An 18,333-nucleotide genomic window follows, 5' to 3' on the forward strand; every position below is an offset into this window, starting at 1 on the left:
GCAAACGGTCACCGAACGCGGCTGCTCAGCCACGGACTGAGCAGGATCATCGGGACGTGCTCCTTGTGTGTGCGGTCGCCGGGCAGCGGGACGACGAGGCGGTAGCCGGGCGGGAAGCGGCGTGCCCTGACATGGGCGAGGTCCCCGAAGACGGAGCGGAGGAAGGCGGGCACGTCGTCGCGCGGGATATCGGGGCACTCGACGCCCTCGACCGTGATCAGCGCGTCGTCCTCCGGGTAGAGCCGCACGCTCACCCGGGGTACGCCGCCGAACTCGACGTACGCCTCATGGGGCAGGGAGCCGTCGGGGTCCGTGGTCGCGCCGATGGCCGCGGAGCTGCGGCGGGAGGTCTGGTCGGCGCCGATGTCATGGGTCACCTCGATCTCGCGCGCGTAGTGGGCGGCGAGGGCGCGCAGCGCGGTGACGGCGGCCTCGGTGGTCGGCAGGTGCTCGTCCCAGTGGTCCATACCACTGATCATGACCCGCGGACCGGCTCCCCGTCTCAGCGGGGCCCTGGGAAGCGCAGGTAGCGCGGTGGTACGGCTTTCGTCAGCCAGACCCCGTTGGCGGTGACGTGGAAGACATGGCCGTCGCGGTGCATGGCGCCGGCGTCGACGGCGAGCACCACGGGGCGGCCGCGGCGGGCGCCGACCCGGCCGGCGGTCTCCCGGTCGGCCGAGAGGTGGACGTCGTGCCGGCTCATGGGTCTGAGGCCGTCCGCTCGGATCGCGTCCAGGTTCCGGGCGACGGTCCCGTGGTAGAGGCATGGCGGCGGCGTCGCCGGGGGCAGGCCGAGGTCGACCTCGATGCTGTGGCCCTGGCTGGCCCGGATCCTGGTGCCCTCGATCGCGAAGCGCTGCTTGTCGTTGGTGGCCACCACGTGGTCGAGTTCCTCGCGGGTGAACCGGAAGCCATGGGCGGCGGCCGCGGCGATCAGCGTGTCGATCTCCACCCAGCCGCCCGGGTCCAGGCGGAGACCGATCCGTTCCGGCTGGTGACGCAGGTGTTTGGAGAGGTACTTCGACACCTTCACGGTGCGTCTTTCGTCGTATCGTCCGTCGTGCCGTCTGTCGTATCGTCCGTCCATAGGTCCAGCGTGCGGGAGAGACGCGGCTCACGCAGGTTGTTTTTGTTCGTAGGTTTGATCCACAACCAACGACAGTTATCCACAGGCGAATTGGCGAATCTGTGGACAAGTAGTGTGCGGTTTAAGGTGATTCGCTAACTTCTTTCCTTCCTATGGCGTCTGCAGCCAGCTCGGTCAACTTGCGGGCCATGACCTCCCGTTCGGCCGCCAGTGCAACGAACTCGGAAACATGTGCGCGCCCAACGATCCCTTCCACGGCGTCGATCGTCCCGGCGGGCAGCGAGACGGAACGTACGCCGGAGCGTGCTTCCACGGACCGCTCCGCACCGAGATGCGTGCGCAGCTGCCGGGTGGCCAAGGAGCGCATGGCACGCGCCAGTTCGGCGTCCACCGTCTGCCGGGCCAGCGGACGCAGCCGGCGCACGAGCGAGGCCGCCTCCGCCGCGTGCGCGTCCGTGCGGCGTTCGGGATCGTCCAGGTAGCGCCCGAAGACGTACTCGGTGGTGAACTCCAGGAAGCGGGCGGCGATGTGCTCGACCTGGCTCCTCAACTCCCGCAGGTGGGACGAGATCGCGGCCAGCGGAACCCCGGCGGCGTGCAACTCCACGGCCACCGAGAGTTCTTGGGGACTCGGCACGAGGAACGTGTCGGGGTCACCGTCGACCCGCTCCAGCACGCCGAGTTCGACCGCCTCGCCCACCGCGTCGTCGTCGGACGTGCCGCCGAAGCGTGCGTCCAGTTCGGCACGGGTGACGCGGTCGGGGCGCTCGTCCGTCCACGGCCCGTCCACCTCGGTGACCAGACCGAGCACCCCGCCCAGGCCACGGCCGGTGTCCCAGGCGTCCAGCAGCTCCTTGATCGAGGCCAGCGTGTAGCCGCGGTCGAGGAGATGGGCGATGTGGTGGAGCCGGGTGACATGTGCCTCGGAGTAGACGTTGGCCCGCCCCCGGCGTTCGGGCCGGGGCAGCAGACCGCGGTCCTGGTAGGCGCGGATGGTCCGGACCGTGGTGGCGGTCTGGTGGGCGAGGTCCTCGATGCGGTAGGTCCGCGGTGCCGGCGGGTCGGTCATGTCACAGCCTCGGCTCCACCCGCGCGATCCGTCGCAATGCCCCCGGCAGGAAACGGGACATGAGGTGTGCGCCGCGCGCCTCGGGGGTCACCGGGACGACCGCCCGGTTGCGGGCCACGGCGTCCAGGATCGCCTCGGCCACCTTCTCCGGCGGGTAGTTGCGCATGCCGTACAGGCGGGCCGAGCTCTTCTGGCGGCGGCGCTCCTCCGCCTCGTCCACACCGGCGAATCGGGCCGTGGAGGTGATGCTGGTGTTGACGACACCGGGACAGATCGCCGTCACACCGATGCCCTGTCCGGCGAGTTCCGCGCGCAGGCACTCGGAGAGCATCAGCACCGCCGCCTTGGACGTGCTGTAGGCGGGCAGGGCCCGGGACGGCTGGAAGGCCGCCGCCGAGGCGATGTTGACGATGTGGCCGCCCTGGCCGCGGTCGGCCATCCGCCCGCCGAAGAGCCGGCAGCCGTGGATCACGCCCCACAGGTTCACGTCGAGGACCTTGCGCCAGTCGTCGGACGTGGTGGCGAAGAACGAGCCCGACAGACCGATGCCCGCGTTGTTGACCAGCACGTCCAGCACGCCGTACGCGCGGTGCACCTTCTCTGCGAGCTTCTCCATCGCCTGCTCGTCGGAGACGTCGGCCGTCTCCGCCCATGCCTCGGGCGCACCGACCAGGCGGGACAGCTCGGCGGTGCGGACCGCGGCCTCGGCGTCGCGGTCGACGGCCACCACGCGCGCGCCGGCCTCCGCGAACGCGAACGCCGTGGCCCGGCCGATGCCGCTGCCCGCGCCGGTGATCAGCACCAACTGGCCGCCGAACCGGTCGGCGTGGCGGCCGGTGGCCTTCGGTTCGGGACGGCCGCCCTCCACGGACATGACGAACTCCTCGATCCAGGAGGCCAGCTGATCGGGCCGGGTGCGCGGGATCCAGTGCTTGGCCGGAAGCGTGCGCCGGGTCAGCTGCGGCACCCACTGCTCCAGGTCGTCGTAGAGACGCTCGGAGAGGAACGCGTCGCCCTGGGGCGTGATGAGCTGCACGGGCGCGTGCGCGTACGCGTCGGGACGCGGCCGCCTCAGCCGGGCGCGGACGTTGTCGCGGTACAGCCAGGCGCCGTGCGCCGCGTCGGAGGGCAGCGAGGCGGTGGGATAGCCGCCGACGGGGACCTTCTCCACCCGCTGGAGGATCTTCGGCCAACGCCTGCCGAGCGGGCCCCGCCAGGCCAGCTCGGGCAGGGCCGGTGTGTGCAGCAGGTACACGTACCAGGACTTGGCGCCCTGGCCGAGGAGCTGGCCCACCCGGCGGGGTGTCGGACGCCTCACGCGCGCGTTGATCCAGTGCCCGAAGTGGTCCAGGGACGGCCCGGACATCGACGTGAAGGAGGCGACACGGCCCTCGGTCCGGCCGACCGTCACGAACTCCCAGGACTGCACCGAGCCCCAGTCGTGCCCCACCAGGTGCACCGGGCGGTCCGGGCTGACCGCGTCCACGACGGCGAGGAAATCGTCCGTGAGCTTGGCGAGGGTGAAGCCGCCGCGCAGCGGCTCGGGCGCCGTGGAGCGGCCGTGGCCCCGGACGTCGTACAGGACCACGTGGAAACGGTCGGCCAGGCGGACGGCGACCTCCGACCAGACCTCCTTGCTGTCCGGGTAGCCGTGCACCAGCACCACCGTCGGCTGCCCGGGGTCGCCCAGCTCGGCCACGCACAGCTCCACCCCGCCGGTCGCCACCCGGCGCTCCCGCGCACCCTTCAGCGTCACGTCCGCCGTCACTTCTCCTCCGCCCAGCGCCGCACGTGCGGCAGATCGTCGTCCAGCCAGAAGGCGCTCTCCCCGGGGTCCTTCGAGTCGGTGACCACGAGGATCTCCTCGAACTTCGCGCCCGTGCCCCGGAAGCCGAGGTGCGGTTCGACCGCCCACAGGCCCGGCTGCGGCGGGTGGTCCGAGAACCGGTACGGCGACCACAGCGGGGACCAGCCCTCGCGGTGGCCGTGCAGCGCGTCGGCGGCCAGCCCCTTCAGGGACTGCGTGCCGAAGCCGAACAGGTGGGGGGAGAAGCGGCGCTGCTTCACCCGGTCCACCTTGTGGGCGATCACCCCGAAGGGGTATGCGCGATGCCGGTTGGCGTAGCCCTGGCGGACCATCAGCCGGTCCACGTCCTCGTAGATCTCGCGCAGCGGGCGCCGCTCGCGCACCTCGCGCAGGATCAGCTCCCGGTGCGCCTCCAGGTCGGCCATCAGCCGGTCCTGCACCGGGTTCACGCCGAGCGAGCCCGAGTAGCCGATGTCCGCCGTGTATCCCTCGTAGACCGGGGCCATGTCCAGGATGAAGGGCATCCCGGGCGCCAGGGCGCGGTCGGTGGGGAAGAACTGCAGGGGTATGCGGAAGTCCGCGAACGCCGTGCGGTCGCCGAACCAGGCGAAGGGCAGATGGAACCAGTCCCGCACCCCTCGCTCGCGCAGCCACTCCCGCTGCATCCGCGCCGCCTCACGCTCGGTCACACCCGGCTGCAATCGCGCCGCGACCGCCTCCGCGCACTCGTAGGCGAGGCGCTGCACCCGCCTGAACCCTTCCAGTTCCACGGAGAGTTCGCCGCTCACTGCCGTCGTCATGCCGCCCCGTCCCGTCGTGCCGCCGACTCGCCCACGCGTCCACTCGTCGCCGGGTCGCGTCGACCGCGGTACGTGTCCGTAACTTGACACTGGTGAATGTGACAGTTGTTAGAGGCGGCGTCAATAGGAGGGTCCGCAGCCTGTGGACAACGCGGGGTAACCCTTGGGCAGGGTGTCCCCTAGGGCCCCGTAATACCTGGGGCTGACGCGAAGACGGCTCTGAGGTCTGACGACCGCCGTGGCCCGGATCACTACCTTCGTAGACGTGACTGTGATCGCGACCGAAAGCCTGAGCAAGCGGTTCCCCCGGGTGACCGCGCTCGACCGGCTGTCCGTGGACATCGGGCCCGGTGTGACCGGACTCGTCGGAGCCAACGGCGCCGGCAAGTCCACCCTGATCAAGATCCTGCTGGGTCTGTCCCCCGCCAGCGAGGGCCGCGCCGAGGTGCTCGGCCTCGACGTCGCCACCAAGGGCGGCGCCATCCGCGAGCGCGTCGGCTACATGCCGGAGCACGACTGCCTGCCGCCCGACGTCTCGGCCACCGAGTTCGTCGTCCACATGGCACGGATGTCCGGCCTGCCGCCCACCGCCGCGCGCGAGCGCACCGCGGACACCCTGCGCCACGTCGGCCTGTACGAGGAGCGCTACCGCCCCATCGGCGGCTACTCGACCGGCATGAAGCAGCGGGTGAAGCTCGCCCAGGCGCTGGTGCACGACCCGCAGCTGGTGTTCCTGGACGAGCCGACCAACGGCCTCGACCCGGTCGGCCGCGACGAGATGCTGGGCCTGATCCGCCGTATCCACACCGAGTTCGGCATCTCGGTCCTGGTCACCTCCCACCTCCTGGGCGAACTGGAACGCACGTGCGACCACGTCGTCGTCATCGACGGCGGCAAGCTGCTGCGCTCCAGCTCCACCACCGACTTCACGCAGACCACGACCACGCTCGCGATCGAGGTCACCGACAGCGACGCCCACCCCGACGGCACCCGCGCCGTCCGCGACGCGCTCCACGCGCGCGGGGTGGACACCCACGCCGAGGGCGCGGGTCTGCCGGGCGCCGGACACATCCTGCTGCTGACCGCCCAGGGCGAGGAGACCTACGACCTCGTCCGGGACGTCGTCGCCGACCTCGGGCTCGGCCTGGTGCGCATGGAGCAGCGCCGGCACCACATCTCCGAGGTGTTCACCGGCGCAGACGAGCAGAACAGCAACGACGAGCAGCGGAAGGAGGCCGTCGGCCATGGCGGTTGAGCAGCCCCTGACCTCGCCCGCGGGCGACCAGACCCGCATCCACGACATCGGCTACCGCGGCTACGACGGCCCCCGCCTCGGCCGCGCCTACGCCCGCCGCTCGCTGTACTCGCAGTCCCTGCGCGGCGCCTACGGCCTGGGCCGCTCGGCCAAGTCCAAGGTGCTGCCGATGCTGCTGTTCGCGGTGATGTGCGTGCCCGCCGCCATCATGGTGGCCGTCGCGGTCGCCACCAAGGCACACGAACTGCCGGTGGCCTACACCCGCTACGCGATCATGATGCAGGCCGTGATCAGTCTGTACGTCGCCGCGCAGGCACCCCAGTCCGTCTCCCGCGACCTGCGCTTCAAGACCGTACCGCTGTACTTCTCGCGGCCCATCGAGACCGCCGACTACGTGCGCGCCAAGTTCGCCTCGCTCGCCTCGGCGATCTTCATCCTGACCGCCGCCCCCCTGCTCGTGATGTACGTGGGCGCGCTGCTGTCCAAGCTGGGCTTCGCCCACCAGACGAAGCAATTCGCCGAGGGACTGGTCTCCGTGGCCCTGCTCTCCCTGCTCTTCGCCGGCATCGGCCTGGTCATCGCCGCCGTCACCCCGCGCCGGGGCTTCGGCATCGCCGCGGTGATCGCCGTGATGATCATTTCCTACGGCGCGGTCAGTACGCTCCAGGCCATCGCCGATGTGCAGAACCACTCCGGCGTCATCCCGTGGATCGGCCTGTTCTCGCCCGTCACGCTCATCGACGGCGTCCAGTCCGCCTTCCTGGGCGCGACCGCCCGCAACCCCGGAGCGGTCGACCCGTCGACCGCGCAGGGCGTGGTGTACGTCCTGGTCGTGCTCGCCCTGATCGCCGGCAGCTACGGCCTGCTGATGCGCCGCTACAAGAAGGTGGGCCTGTGACGACCCTCAGCATCGACCACGTCTCCCGCTGGTTCGGCAACGTGGTCGCCGTCAACGACATCACCATGACCATCGGCCCCGGCGTCACCGGCCTGCTCGGCCCCAACGGCGCCGGAAAGTCCACCCTGATCAACATGATGGGTGGCTTCCTCGCCCCGTCCACCGGCACCGTCACCCTCGACGGACAGCCCGTGTGGCGCAACGAGCAGATCTACCGCCACATCGGCATCGTCCCCGAACGCGAGGCGATGTACGACTTCCTCACCGGCCGCGAGTTCGTCCTCGCCAACGCCGAGCTGCACGGCCTGGGCGCCAAGGCGGCCCAACGGGCGCTCGCCACGGTCGAGATGGAGTACGCGCAGGACCGGAAGATCTCCACGTACTCCAAGGGCATGCGGCAGCGCGTGAAGATGGCGAGCGCGCTGGTCCACGACCCGTCGCTGCTGCTGCTCGACGAGCCGTTCAACGGCATGGACCCGCGCCAGCGCATGCAACTGATGGACCTGCTGCGCAGGATGGGCGACGAGGGCCGCACCGTGCTGTTCTCCTCCCACATCCTGGAGGAGGTCGAGCAACTCGCCCGGCACATCGAGGTCGTCGTCGCCGGACGGCACGCGGCCAGCGGCGACTTCCGCAAGATCCGCCGGCTGATGACCGACCGCCCGCACCGCTACCTGGTCCGCTCCAGCGACGACCGTGCCCTCGCGGCCGCGCTGATCGCCGACCCCTCGACGGCCGGCATCGAGGTCGACGTGACCGAGGGAGCGCTGCGCATCCAGGCCGTCGACTTCGGCCGGTTCACCACCCTGCTGCCGAAGGTCGCCCGGGACCACGGCATCCGGCTTCTCACGGTCTCGCCGTCCGACGAGTCCCTGGAGTCCGTCTTCTCGTATCTGGTCGCGGCGTAGGAGGCCGAAGATGTACGACCCCACCGTCGCCCGGCTCACCTACCGGGCCCTGCTCGGCCGTCGCCGGGCCCTCATCCTGGGCGCGCTGCCGCTGCTGCTGATCGTGCTCTCCATCGCCGTGCGCGGCCTGACGGGAGCCGACGACCAGACCGCCGCGGACGTGCTCGGCGGCTTCGCGATCGCCACGATGGTGCCGATCATCGGTGTCATCGCGGGCACCGGCGCGATCGGCCCGGAGATCGACGACGGCTCCGTGGTCTACCTGCTGTCCAAGCCACTGAAGCGGCCCGCGATCATCTTCACCAAGCTGATCGTCGCCATCGCCGTGACCATGGTCTTCTCGGCGGTGCCGACCCTGATCGCGGGGCTGATCCTCAACGGCAACGGCCAGCAGATCGCCGTCGCCTACACCGTGGCCGCGCTGGTGTCCTCCATCGCGTACTCCGCGCTCTTCCTGCTCCTCGGCACGGTGTCCCGGCACGCGGTGGTCTTCGGGCTGGTCTACGCCCTCGTCTGGGAGGCCCTGTTCGGCTCCCTGGTGCCCGGGGCGCGCACGCTGAGCGTCCAGCAGTGGTCGCTGGCCGTCGCCCACAAGATCGCCGGCGGTGACCTGGTGACCTCCGAGGTCGGTCTGACGACGGCCACCGTGCTGCTGGTGGCGGTCACCGTGCTGGCCACCTGGTACGCGGGGCAGAAGCTGCGGACGCTGAAGCTGGCGGGCGAGGAGTAGCCTCCTCCGCGCCTCCCGGGCTCCATCGGCCCGCATCCGGCCCGGCGGCCTTGACGGGGACTTCACCCCGGCGCGGGCAGACTGGGCAAAGCGGATGTAACGGCTAGGAGGCCGCTGATGACAGGGGAGATACCGGGGAACGACGGGTACGGGCGCTCCGAGGGCGGCGTCTGGGACGAACTAGTCCTGGACGAGGCCTTCATACGAAGCGCGGATCCCGAACCCCGGCCGTGGCGCTCCGACGAGCCGCCGGCGGGCTGGTTCTTCAGCAAGGCACGGCGCCGCAGGTGGCGCCGCCGGTAATTCGGTGGCACCCGACCCGGCGGCAGGGCAGAGTGGTTCTACCCCATCCGCCGGGAGTGTCCCGGCGCCACGCTCTGGGAGAGGAGGTGGGCGATGTCCATGCACGGCAGTACGCCCAGCTCCCGACAGGGCAGCCCGAGGCCGGCTCCGGTGTAGTTACCCCACCGAGGAGCTCCAGGAGCTGCCCGGGGCGGCCGCTTCGAGCACGCGATGTCGCTCTCGCGTGGGCCGCCCACCCGGAGGATTGGCCGAGTGGTAAGGCACTGGCTTGCTAAGCCATGGTCGGGGGCGACCCCGCGCACGTTCGATTCGTGCATCCTCCGCAAGACGTTGTCACCGGGTCCTGGCCGGGCTTTCGGCCTGCCGGGCGTGCAGTCGGCGCGAAGCGCACGCACGGCGGTGGGGAACGCCTCGACGGCCGACGGTACCGCAATCCCTAAGGGCACAACCCCTAAGGGCGCAGCCCCTGAGCCAGCAACCGCTCCAGCACCACCGCGATGCCGTCCTCCTCGTGGGAGGAGGTCACCTCGTCGGCCACGGCCTTCAGTTCCTCGTGCGCGTCCCCCATGGCCACCCCGTGGGCGGCCCAGGCGAACATCGGGATGTCGTTGGGCATGTCGCCGAAGGCGATCGTGTCCGCGGCCTTCAGGCCGAGACGGCGGGCCGCGAGGGACAGGCCCGTGGCCTTGGACAAGCCCAGCGGGAGCAGTTCCACGATGCCCGCGCCCGCCATGGCGACCGTGACGAAGCCTCCGGCGGCCTGCCGGGCGGCCTGGGCCAACTCGTCGTCGCCCATCGTCGGGTGCTGGACGTAGATCTTGTTGAGCGGAGCCGACCAGAGGTCGGAGGCATCCGTGAAGGGGGTCGCCGGGAGCGTGCCGGTGACCGCGTAACCGGGGCCCACCAGCACCTCGCCGTCCAGGCCGTCGCGGCTGGCCGCCAGATACAGCGGACCCACCTCGGCCTCTATCTTGGCCAGGGCCACGCCCGCCAGCTGCCGGTCCAGGGTCACGGACGTCAGCAGGCGGTGCGCACCGGCGTCGTAGACCTGTGCGCCCTGGCCGCAGACGGCGAGGCCGTCGTAGCCGAGGTCGTCCAGGATGTGCCGGGTCCAGGGGACCGAGCGGCCGGTGACGACGATGTGGGCGGCGCCCGCCGCGGTGGCCGCGGCGAGCGCGTCACGGGTGCGCCCGGACACCGACTCGTCGGAGCGCAGGAGCGTCCCGTCGAGGTCGGTGGCGATCAGTCGGTAGGGGAAGCCGGTCACCTGGCGACCGGCTCCAGGACCTCCCGGCCGCCCAGGTACGGGCGCAGAACCTCGGGAACCCGGACGGAGCCGTCGGCCAGCTGGTGGTTCTCCAGGATCGCCACGATGGTGCGCGGGACGGCGCACAGCGTGCCGTTGAGCGTGGCGAGCGGCTTGACCTGCTTGCCGTCGCGGACGCGGATCGACAGGCGCCGGGACTGGAACTCCGTGCAGTCCGAGGTCGAGGTCAGCTCGCGGTACTTGCCCTGGGTCGGGATCCACGCCTCGCAGTCGTACTTACGGGCGGCCGAGGAGCCGAGGTCGGCGCTGGCCACGTCGATGACGCGGAACGGCAGCTCCAGCGACGTCAGCCACTGCTTCTCCCACTCCAGCAGCCGCTGGTGCTCCGCCCGGGAGTCCTCCGGCGCGACGTAGGAGAACATCTCGACCTTGTCGAACTGGTGCACACGGAAGATGCCCCGGGTGTCCTTGCCGTGCGAGCCGGCCTCGCGGCGGAAGCAGGGCGAGAAGCCCGCGTACCGCAGCGGCAGCTTGTCGGCGTCGATGATCTCGTCCATGTGGTAGGCCGCCAGCGGGACCTCGGAGGTGCCGACCAGGTACAGGTCGTCCTTGTCGAGGTGGTAGACGTCCTGGGCCGCCTGGCCGAGGAAGCCGGTGCCGCCCATGGACTGCGGGCGGACCAGCGCCGGGGTGAGCATCGGGGTGAAGCCGGCCGCGGTGGCCTGGGCGATCGCGGCGTTCACCAGGGCCAGCTCCAGCAGGGCGCCGACACCGGTGAGGAAGTAGAAGCGGGAGCCGGAGACCTTGGCGCCGCGCTCGACGTCGATGGCGCCGAGGAGCTGGCCGAGCTCCAGGTGGTCCTTGGGCGCGAAGCCCTCGGCGCCGAAGTCGCGGATCGTGCCGTGCGTCTCCAGCGTGACGAAGTCCTCCTCGCCGCCGACCGGTACGTCGGGGTGGACGAGGTTGCCGAGCCGGAGCAGCAGCTCCTGGGTCTCGGCGTCGGCCGCGTCGCGCTCGGCGTCGGCGGCCTTGACGTCGGCCTTGAGCTGTTCGGCGCGCTTGAGCAGCTCGGCCTTCTCGTCGCCGGTGGCCTTGGGGATCAGCTTGCCGAGCTGCTTCTGCTCGGCTCGCAGCTCGTCGAAGCGGACGCCGGAGGACCTGCGCCGCTCGTCGGCAGACAGGAGAGCGTCGACGAGCGCGACGTCCTCTCCACGGGCGCGCTGGGACGCGCGCACACGGTCGGGGTCCTCACGAAGCAGGCGAAGGTCAATCACGAGCCCAAGGCTACCGGTGCCGGGTTGCCGCTCACGAATCTCTATTCCGACGTGTTCAGATTCGCGACTTACGTTCCGTTATGGGGTAATTGCCGACCGTGTCAAGGAAAAGTGTCTCACTCCCTGGGACGGGGCACGTCCCGGGCGTCGGGTTGACTGGATTCCCTTGTGGGGAACGGGACTTGGCGGACTGGTTGTCCACAGAAATCCACACCCCCGAAGAGTTATCCACAGGCTGTGTGGAAGGTCTGTGGACTTCGGAATTGATCACTCCGGAAGTGAGGAACGGAGGGAAGAATTCCCGGGTCAAACCGCCTCGACACCTGCTTTCGGGTGGAAAACGGTCCCCCTGAAAGATGAACCAAAGGAAACGGGTGGGCGAAGGGTGAACCAGGCGACCGTGACCCGATCTGGGGGTCACAGGGTGATTTGTCGACCTGGTCGCCTTTGCTTGTCGACTTGTCCCCAGGTCGAGAAGGGCACCTGTGGATAACCTCTGTGGATAACGATGAGATGCAGGTAGGACTGGCTAGAAGCGGCCGTCCTGGCAGCGGGCCACCCAGTCCGCGGCCGCCATGAACTCCTCGTCCGAGGTTCCCGGCCGGGTCGCCGGAGCCTCGCCCGGCGCGATGTCCGCGCGCGGATAGGAGCCGAGGAAACGCACCTGCAGACAGATCCGCTTCAGCCCCATCAGCGCCTCCGCCATCCGCCGGTCGGAGATATGGCCCTCGGCGTCGATGCAGAAGCAGTAGTTGCCGATGCCGGCACCGGTCGGCCGGGACTGCAGCAGCATCAGGTTGATCCCGCGCGAGGCGAACTCGCCCAGCAGGTCGCGCAGGGCACCGGGGTGGTCGTCGCGCTGCCACAGGACCACCGAGGTCTTGTCGGCGCCGGTCGGTGCGGCGGGCCGGGCCGGGCGGCCGACCAGGACGAACCGGGTCTGCGCGTTCTCCGCGTCGTGGATCCCGGTCTCCAGGGCCTCAAGGCCGTAGCGGGCCGCGGCGAACTCGCCCGCGAAGGCGGCGTCGTAGCGGCCCTCCTGGACCAGACGGGCGGCGTCCGCGTTGGAGGCTGCCGACTCCCAGATCGCGTCCGGGAGATGTGTGCGCAGCCAGTTGCGCACCTGCGGCTGGGCCGCCGGGTGGGCGGAGACCGTCTTGATGTCCGCGAGGTTCGTGCCGGGGCGGACCAGCAGCGCGAAGGTGATCGACAGCAGCACCTCGCGGTAGATCGTCAGCGGTTCGCCCGCGACCAGCTCGTCCAGGGTGGTGGTGATGCCGCCCTCGACGGAGTTCTCGATCGGCACGAACGCCGCCTCCGCCTCGCCGGTCCGCACCGCGTCCAGCGCGGACTGCACCGAGACATACGGGACGAGTTCCCGGGTGGCCGCTTCCGGGAGCGTGCGCAGGGCCACCTCGGTGAAGGTGCCCTCGGGGCCGAGATACGCATAGCTCGCTGGCATGTCCTCACCCTAATGGGCGCAGGGCCAAGCGGCTTGCGCATCTCAGGAACACCACACGACCGGGTGGTTTGGAACCGGAAATTCACCCTTCCAGCAGCTGCTGCCCCACATAATCGCCCTTCGCCGCCCCGCCCGGCACCGCGAACAGCCCGCTCGCCTCGTGCCGGATGTACTGCGAGAGCGCGTCGCCTCGGTCGAGCTTGCGCTGCACCGGTACGAAACCGCGCAGCGGATCCGCCTGCCAGCAGACGAACAGCAGACCGGCGTCCGGTGTGCCGTCCGCGTCGAAGCCGTCGTGGTAGGAGAAGGGGCGCCGCAGCATGGCCGCGCCGCCGTTCTTGTCGGGCCGGGTGATCCGTGCGTGCGCGTTGAGCGGCACGACGTACTCGCCCTTGGCGTCGGCCTTCTCCAGGTCCATCGGGGTCGTCTCATCGCCGCCGGACAGCGGCGCCCCGTTGGACTTGCGGCGCCCGATGACCGCCTCCTGCGCCGGCACCGACAGCTTCTCCCAGTCGTCCAGGAGCATGCGGATGCGGCGTACGACGGCGTAGGAGCCGTTCGCCATCCAGGCGGGCTCACCCGTGGCGGGCACGAAGATCCGCCGGTCGAAGTCGGAGTCGGCCGGCTTCGGGTTGCGGGTGCCGTCGAGCTGCCCCATGAGGTTGCGGGCCGTCAGGGGATGCGCGGTGGCGCCCGGGGTGCGGTTGAAGCCGTTCATCTGCCAGCGCAGCCGGGCCGCACCGCCCGCCTCCTTCTGGATCGCGCGCAGGGCGTGGAAGGCGACCAGGGCGTCGTTCGCGCCGATCTGCACCCACAGGTCACCGTCGCTGCGCGCCTTGTCGAGATGGTCGGAGGAGAAGTCCGGCAGCGGGTCCAGCGCGGCCGGCCGCTGCTTGTCCAGGCCGGTCCTGCCGAAGAAGCCGTGCCCGAAGCCGAAGGTGATCGTCAGCGAGGAGGGACCGGCGTCGCGGGCCACGTCGGTGTCGTCGTGCGGCGCGGGCTCGCCCGCCATCAGCCGCTCGGCCGTCGTCGACCAGCGGCGCAGCAGGGCCGCCGCCTCCTTGCGGCCCGCGCCCGGCACGAGGTCGAAGGCGACGAGATGGCCGCGCGCCTGGAGTCCCTCGGTGATGCCGGGCTGATGTTTCCCGTGAAACATCGCCCGGCCGGAACCCACCGAGGCCAGCGGGGTGGTCTGGGCGGGGGCGGCGGCGTACCCCACGGCCCCGCCGGCCGCGCCGAGCACGAGACCGGTGGCGCCCGCGGTGCCGAGCAGCGCGCGACGGGAGATGCCCGCGCCGCTGCCGGCTGCGTGCTCCGGTACCGCGGACTCGGGCGTACGGGCCTCGGGGATGGACTGGTCGGGCATGGTGTCGTTCAGCCGATCTGCGCGTTCTTGGAGACGGTCACCTGGTCGATGTCGGAGGTCCGCACGGTGACGGCGATCTTCCAGTCGCCGGCCAGGGGGATCTGCACTCCGTTCGCCGACCAGTGGCCGGTGGTGATGTGGTCGGGGTTCACGGGAAGCGGGCCGATCTTCTTCGCCTCAAGGGTGAAGGAGACCTTCACCTCCGGGATGTCGAAGGCCCGCCCGTTGGGCCGCTGGACGTACACATGCATCTCGTTGCCGCCCACCCGCGCGGGGTCGAGGTCGATGCTGACGACGCCCTTGCCGTCGGCGCCGCCGGTGTCGAAGGGCATGTCCAGGGTCAGCGCGCCGTTCGAGGGCGCGGTGGCCGAACCGGAGGAGGACGAGGAAGCGGCCTTCGCGTCCAGCTCGGTGCGGCCCGGCTCGGTCTGGGTCAGCCAGGTGGTGACGGCGAGCAGGACGACCGCGACTCCCGCCTCGGCCAGCACCGAGCGGCGCAGCCCGAAGCGGTTCGGGTCGCCGTCCCGCAGCCGCTTCTGCCGGGCGGCGTCCATGGCGGCCCGCTGCCGGGCGAGCTGCTCCGCACGCCGGGGATCTCCGCTGGTCCTGCCCTTGCCGGACTGCTTGGCCGCACCGGAGGCGACCCGCTCCCGCTCGGGGTTCTCGGCCGAGACGGCGACCGTGTCGGCGCCGCCGGCCAGCCGCCCCGTCCACCGCCGCGACACCGACGCGATGCCGACCAGCAGCGCCACCAGAGCGATCTTGACCAGCAGCAGCTGTCCGTACCGGGTGTCGGTGAACGCGGTCCAGGAGCCGAGCTGGCGCCAGGCCTGGTAAGTGCCGGTCGCGACGAGCGCGATGACGGAGCCGAAGGCCACACGGGAGAACCGGCGGACCGCAGCGGCCTCCACCGGTGTCTCGGCGGGCGCCCGGTAGAGGGCGACCAGCAGGGCGGTGAGCCCGCCCAGCCAGGCGGCGACCGCGAGCAGATGGACGACGTCGACGGGCATGGCGATGGCCGGCTGGAGCCCGACCGAGGCGTGCTCGGCCATGGCCCAGCTGGTCGCGAGCCCCGCCGCGACGACCACACCACCGACCGCGAGCCCGAACGTCAGATCGCGCTTGTCCTCGCCCTCCTCCCGCTTGGTGTAGGCGCCGAAGAGGACGGCGATGAACAGCGCGGCGGCGGCGAGCAGCAGCAGCCGGGAGACGAGCGCCGCACCGGTCTTGGTCTGCAGCACCTGGCCGAGCAGGCCGAGGTCGAAGACGTCGGCGACCTTCCCGGAGGTGGTGTACGCGCCGCGCAGGAGCAGCAGCCACAGGGTGGCCGCGGTGAGCGTGAGCCAGCCGCCGACCACCAGCCGCTGCAGGGCCCGTACGCTCGCGCCGCGCTGCCAGCAGGCGAGCACGAAGGCCGCACCGCCGGCGAGCACGATGAAGCCGGCGTACGACGCGTACCGTCCGAACGCGTAGAGGCCGCCGACGACTCCGCCGCCCGCGGCCGGTCCGGTGCCGGAGACCACGGTCAGCGAGGGCGCTCCGATGGAGAACGTGTAGGCGCCGGAGACGGGATGGCTGTCGGCCGAGACGACCTGGTAGGTGACCGTGTAGGTGCCCTTGCCCAGGCCGCCCTTGAGCCGTACGGCGTATGTCGTGCCGCTCAGGTTGGCGGGTTTGCCGGTCTGGACCGGCTTGCCCTTGGGGTCGAGGACGCGCAGGGAGTCGTCGTTCATCGCCACCTTCTCGGAGAAGGTGAGTGCCACCTGGCTGGGTGCCTGCTTGACCACCACCCCCTGCGCGGGGTCGCTGCCGGTCAGCGCCGCGTGGGCGGAGGCCGGTCCGGCACCCGCGAGCAGTGCGCCGGTGACGGCGAGAAGCAGCAGCACCAGGGTGCGCAGGCCGCCCCTTCGTGCCTGGGGGGTGATGGTCCGTGTCACGGTGGTGGGTCCCTCCCTAGTGGCCGGTCGACGGGTTGTACGTGGCGGACTTCACCGGCATCTCGACGGTGAGGGGCCCGGACTTGGCGAAGGTGAGCTTCACGGTGACCGTCTGGCCCTGCTTCGGCGTGCGCCTCAGCTTCTCGAACATCAGATGGCTGCCGCCGCTTTTGAACACGAGTTGACCGTGGGCGGGTATCGCGAAGGAGGTCTTCTCCCGCATGGCGCCGCCCATGGTGCTGTGCATGGTGACCTGGCCGGCGACGTCGCTGCTCACCGCGGTCAGCTCGTCCTCGGCGCCGCCCTTGTTGGTGATCGTCAGAAAGCCGGCGGCCATGTCGGAGGAGACCGGCTGCGGCATGTACGGCCCGTTCACCGACAGCTCGGCCCGCGTGGAGCCCGAGCCGGAGCCCGACCCGGAGTCCGAGCCCGAGCAGCCGGCGAGGGCCAGCGCGCCGGCGAGCGCGGCGGCGGTGGTCAGGACGGCGGGGCGGCGCCTCACGGGTTCTCCCCCTTGACGAGCTTGGGCAGGTCCCTGGTGTAGTCGTCGACCGTGGCCGTGTCGTCGTAGAGGACGTAACCGCTGTCCGTCTTCGGCGAGAAGGCCATGACCTGGGTGCCGTGGACGGAGACGAGCTTGCCGTTCTTGTCCTTCGTGGTCGGCTCCACGGAGATGCCGAGGGAATGGGCGCCGGCCTGGATGGTGGCGAAGTCCCCGGTCAGGCCGATGAACTGCGGGTCGATGCCCTTCAGCCACCTGCCCAGCCCGGCGGGGGTGTCACGGCCTGGGTCGGTGGTGACGAAGACGACCCGCAGGTCGTTCTGTTCGGCCTTGGGCAGCGCCTTCTTGGCGACGGCGATGTTGCTCATCGTCGTCGGGCAGATGTCGGGGCAGTGGGTGTAGCCGAAGTAGACCAGGGTCGGATGGCCCTTGGTCTGTTCGCGGAGGTCGTACTTCTTGCCGTGCGTGTCGGTGAGGACCAGGTCCGGCTTCTCGAAGGGCTTGTCGAGGACGGTGGCGGCCTTGCCCGAGTCGGACTCCTCCGAGACCACGGCGATCGGCGACTTGCCGTCGTTCCCGCTGCCGCAGGCGGAGAGGGTCAGGGTGGCGGCGGCGAGCAGCGCGGCCGCGGCGAACGTCTTCTTGCGCATAGAAAAATGTCCCAGATGTGAGTACTCCGGTGCGCACCGGGGTCGTACGACAGCCATGACAGCGTCGCATGCGCCGTACGACCCCTGCGCGGTCCGGAAGCGGTGCGGCTCAGGCGGTGCGGCGGCGGCCGGCGAGGACGCCGTAGGCGACGCCCGCGACGCCGACGACGATGCCGACCACGCCGAGCACACGGGCGGTGGTGTCGGTGTGGGAGCCGGAGTCGGTGGCGGCGGCCGCGTTCTCGTTCTGGTCGGAGGCGTCCTTGGCGCTCGCGGTGCCGTGGTGGTCGTCGGTCGCGGCGGACAGTTCCAGCACCGGCGCCGGGTTCTCCGGCTCGTCCTGGCCCGCCTTCGGGACCTCGATCCAGCGCACGACCTCCTTGTCGGAGTACGTCTGGATCGCCTTGAACGCGAGTTCATCGGTGTTCTCGGGCAGGGCGCCGAGGGAGAGCGGGAACTTCTGGAAGTAGCCGGGCTGGATGCCCTTGCCGTCGGCGGCGGTCCAGGTGACCTTGGTGACGGCCTCGTCGATCTTCTCGTCGTGCACGGTCAGCGGCTTGGCCAGCTTGGACTTGGTGACCTGGACGTTCCAGCCGGGGACGGGCTGGGCCATGACCGAGGCGATGGGGTGGTCGGCCGGGAGGCTGACCTCGACCTTGGTGGTCGAGGCGTTGTCGCGCTCGTTGGGGACCTTGAAGTCGACGACCGCGTAGCCGCCCTTGGCCGCGGGGGTCTCCGGCTGCACGGTGACGTGCGCGAAGGCGGGGGCGGACAGGGCCAGTACGGCCGTGCCCGTGGCGGCGCCGGCGGCGGCGACACGGGCGGCGACACGGCGGGAGACGGCGCGACGGGTCGCGGTACGGGAAACCTGCATGGCAGGAGCACTCCACTCTGAGAGTTCCGGTGGCGAAGAGAGGTACGCGGGTGCTCGGCCGTGCCACTCGGTGGGGCACGGGTGCGCACGCGCGCGTGCCGCGCGACGGCGGCAGCCTCTCCCGTGGAGTGGTGCGCGCGTCGC

The 18,333-nt window shown here is 70.8% G+C and carries 18 protein-coding genes and 1 tRNA gene; 6 read left to right on the plus strand and 13 right to left on the minus strand.

Annotated features, from left to right (window positions below; translation table 11 throughout):
• Nucleotides 1-8: 8 nt before the first annotated feature.
• From IO33_RS0114115 to IO33_RS0114135, 5 genes are all read right to left on the minus strand, one after another.
• A complete protein-coding gene (locus IO33_RS0114115; protein WP_031164442.1) occupies nt 9-479 on the minus strand; it encodes a hypothetical protein in 471 nt (156 codons plus the stop codon).
• Between the two features lie 23 nt (nt 480-502).
• Nucleotides 503-1,087 (minus strand): RNA 2'-phosphotransferase, encoded by a 585-nt coding sequence (locus IO33_RS0114120; protein ID WP_051926709.1) that lies wholly within the window; start codon nt 1,085-1,087, stop codon nt 503-505.
• A 121-nt stretch (nt 1,088-1,208) separates the two neighbouring features.
• The gene (locus IO33_RS0114125; RefSeq protein ID WP_031164446.1) at nt 1,209-2,156 is read right to left on the minus strand and encodes a MerR family transcriptional regulator; all 948 of its coding nucleotides are present in this window, start codon (nt 2,154-2,156) and stop codon (nt 1,209-1,211) included.
• Nucleotide 2,157: 1 nt separating this feature from the next.
• On the minus strand, nt 2,158-3,912 hold the full coding sequence (locus IO33_RS0114130; RefSeq protein ID WP_031164448.1) for an SDR family oxidoreductase: 1,755 nt from the start codon (nt 3,910-3,912) through the stop codon (nt 2,158-2,160).
• A gap of 8 nt (nt 3,913-3,920) precedes the next feature.
• On the minus strand, nt 3,921-4,763 hold the full coding sequence (locus IO33_RS0114135) for a M24 family metallopeptidase (RefSeq protein ID WP_031164450.1): 843 nt from the start codon (nt 4,761-4,763) through the stop codon (nt 3,921-3,923).
• A gap of 271 nt (nt 4,764-5,034) precedes the next feature.
• Here IO33_RS0114135 and IO33_RS0114140 point away from each other — a divergent pair, with 271 nt between their 5' ends.
• The 6 genes from IO33_RS0114140 (at nt 5,035) to IO33_RS0114165 (ending at nt 9,180) form a co-directional block, all read left to right on the plus strand.
• The gene (locus IO33_RS0114140) at nt 5,035-6,018 is read left to right on the plus strand and encodes an ABC transporter ATP-binding protein (protein WP_031164453.1); all 984 of its coding nucleotides are present in this window, start codon (nt 5,035-5,037) and stop codon (nt 6,016-6,018) included.
• Nucleotides 6,008-6,916, plus strand: a complete 909-nt coding sequence (locus tag IO33_RS0114145; RefSeq protein WP_031164455.1) for an ABC transporter permease subunit — start codon at nt 6,008-6,010, stop codon at nt 6,914-6,916. Before IO33_RS0114140 ends, IO33_RS0114145 begins: the two co-directional genes overlap by 11 nt.
• Nucleotides 6,913-7,824 carry an ABC transporter ATP-binding protein gene (locus tag IO33_RS0114150; RefSeq protein ID WP_031164458.1) on the plus strand — a complete coding sequence of 304 codons (912 nt, stop codon included), beginning with the start codon at nt 6,913-6,915 and terminating at the stop codon, nt 7,822-7,824. The genes IO33_RS0114145 and IO33_RS0114150 overlap by 4 nt, the downstream gene beginning before the upstream one ends.
• Nucleotides 7,825-7,834: 10 nt before the next feature.
• Complete coding sequence (locus tag IO33_RS0114155) at nt 7,835-8,554, plus strand: ABC transporter permease (RefSeq protein WP_031164460.1); 720 nt, start codon at nt 7,835-7,837, stop codon at nt 8,552-8,554.
• Between the two features lie 117 nt (nt 8,555-8,671).
• Nucleotides 8,672-8,857 (plus strand): hypothetical protein, encoded by a 186-nt coding sequence (locus IO33_RS0114160; protein WP_031164462.1) that lies wholly within the window; start codon nt 8,672-8,674, stop codon nt 8,855-8,857.
• 238 nt (nt 8,858-9,095) lie between these two features.
• A tRNA-Ser gene (locus tag IO33_RS0114165) sits at nt 9,096-9,180 on the plus strand.
• 128 nt (nt 9,181-9,308) lie between these two features.
• Here IO33_RS0114165 and IO33_RS0114170 read toward each other — a convergent pair.
• The 8 genes from IO33_RS0114170 to IO33_RS0114205 form a co-directional block, all read right to left on the minus strand.
• Entirely contained in the window at nt 9,309-10,124 is an 816-nt protein-coding gene (locus IO33_RS0114170; protein ID WP_031164465.1) for an HAD family hydrolase, read from the minus strand.
• On the minus strand, nt 10,121-11,398 hold the full coding sequence (gene serS / locus IO33_RS0114175; protein ID WP_037685395.1) for a serine--tRNA ligase: 1,278 nt from the start codon (nt 11,396-11,398) through the stop codon (nt 10,121-10,123). The genes IO33_RS0114170 and serS overlap by 4 nt, the downstream gene beginning before the upstream one ends.
• Nucleotides 11,399-11,927: 529 nt before the next feature.
• Nucleotides 11,928-12,860: a prephenate dehydratase gene (pheA, locus tag IO33_RS0114180; RefSeq protein WP_031164469.1), complete on the minus strand. Its 933-nt coding sequence runs from the start codon at nt 12,858-12,860 to the stop codon at nt 11,928-11,930.
• Nucleotides 12,861-12,942: 82 nt separating this feature from the next.
• Nucleotides 12,943-14,226: an iron uptake transporter deferrochelatase/peroxidase subunit gene (efeB, locus tag IO33_RS0114185; RefSeq protein ID WP_031164471.1), complete on the minus strand. Its 1,284-nt coding sequence runs from the start codon at nt 14,224-14,226 to the stop codon at nt 12,943-12,945.
• Between the two features lie 8 nt (nt 14,227-14,234).
• The gene (locus IO33_RS0114190) at nt 14,235-16,163 is read right to left on the minus strand and encodes a copper resistance CopC/CopD family protein (protein ID WP_031164473.1); all 1,929 of its coding nucleotides are present in this window, start codon (nt 16,161-16,163) and stop codon (nt 14,235-14,237) included.
• 16 nt (nt 16,164-16,179) lie between these two features.
• Complete coding sequence (locus IO33_RS0114195; RefSeq protein WP_031164475.1) at nt 16,180-16,665, minus strand: copper chaperone PCu(A)C; 486 nt, start codon at nt 16,663-16,665, stop codon at nt 16,180-16,182.
• Nucleotides 16,662-17,315, minus strand: a complete 654-nt coding sequence (locus IO33_RS0114200; protein ID WP_031164477.1) for an SCO family protein — start codon at nt 17,313-17,315, stop codon at nt 16,662-16,664. Before IO33_RS0114200 ends, IO33_RS0114195 begins: the two co-directional genes overlap by 4 nt.
• Nucleotides 17,316-17,424: 109 nt before the next feature.
• Complete coding sequence (locus tag IO33_RS0114205) at nt 17,425-18,189, minus strand: YcnI family copper-binding membrane protein (RefSeq protein WP_031164479.1); 765 nt, start codon at nt 18,187-18,189, stop codon at nt 17,425-17,427.
• Between the last annotated feature and the right edge of the window lie 144 nt (nt 18,190-18,333).

Source organism: Streptomyces durhamensis (assembly GCF_000725475.1).
GTDB lineage: Bacteria > Actinomycetota > Actinomycetes > Streptomycetales > Streptomycetaceae > Streptomyces > Streptomyces filipinensis.

What these genes read in the sequence shown, in the direction of transcription:
- IO33_RS0114115 (WP_031164442.1), bottom strand. Translation starts at nt 479, where the DNA reads ATGATCAGTGGTATGGACCACTGGGACGAGCACCTGCCGACCACCGAG.
- IO33_RS0114120 (WP_051926709.1), bottom strand. Translation starts at nt 1,087, where the DNA reads ATGGACGGACGATACGACAGACGGCACGACGGACGATACGACGAAAGA.
- IO33_RS0114125 (WP_031164446.1), bottom strand. Translation starts at nt 2,156, where the DNA reads ATGACCGACCCGCCGGCACCGCGGACCTACCGCATCGAGGACCTCGCC.
- IO33_RS0114135 (WP_031164450.1), bottom strand. Translation starts at nt 4,763, where the DNA reads ATGACGACGGCAGTGAGCGGCGAACTCTCCGTGGAACTGGAAGGGTTC.
- IO33_RS0114145 (WP_031164455.1), top strand. Translation starts at nt 6,008, where the DNA reads ATGGCGGTTGAGCAGCCCCTGACCTCGCCCGCGGGCGACCAGACCCGC.
- IO33_RS0114155 (WP_031164460.1), top strand. Translation starts at nt 7,835, where the DNA reads ATGTACGACCCCACCGTCGCCCGGCTCACCTACCGGGCCCTGCTCGGC.
- IO33_RS0114160 (WP_031164462.1), top strand. Translation starts at nt 8,672, where the DNA reads ATGACAGGGGAGATACCGGGGAACGACGGGTACGGGCGCTCCGAGGGC.
- pheA (WP_031164469.1), bottom strand. Translation starts at nt 12,860, where the DNA reads ATGCCAGCGAGCTATGCGTATCTCGGCCCCGAGGGCACCTTCACCGAG.
- efeB (WP_031164471.1), bottom strand. Translation starts at nt 14,226, where the DNA reads ATGCCCGACCAGTCCATCCCCGAGGCCCGTACGCCCGAGTCCGCGGTA.
- IO33_RS0114200 (WP_031164477.1), bottom strand. Translation starts at nt 17,315, where the DNA reads ATGCGCAAGAAGACGTTCGCCGCGGCCGCGCTGCTCGCCGCCGCCACC.
- IO33_RS0114205 (WP_031164479.1), bottom strand. Translation starts at nt 18,189, where the DNA reads ATGCAGGTTTCCCGTACCGCGACCCGTCGCGCCGTCTCCCGCCGTGTC.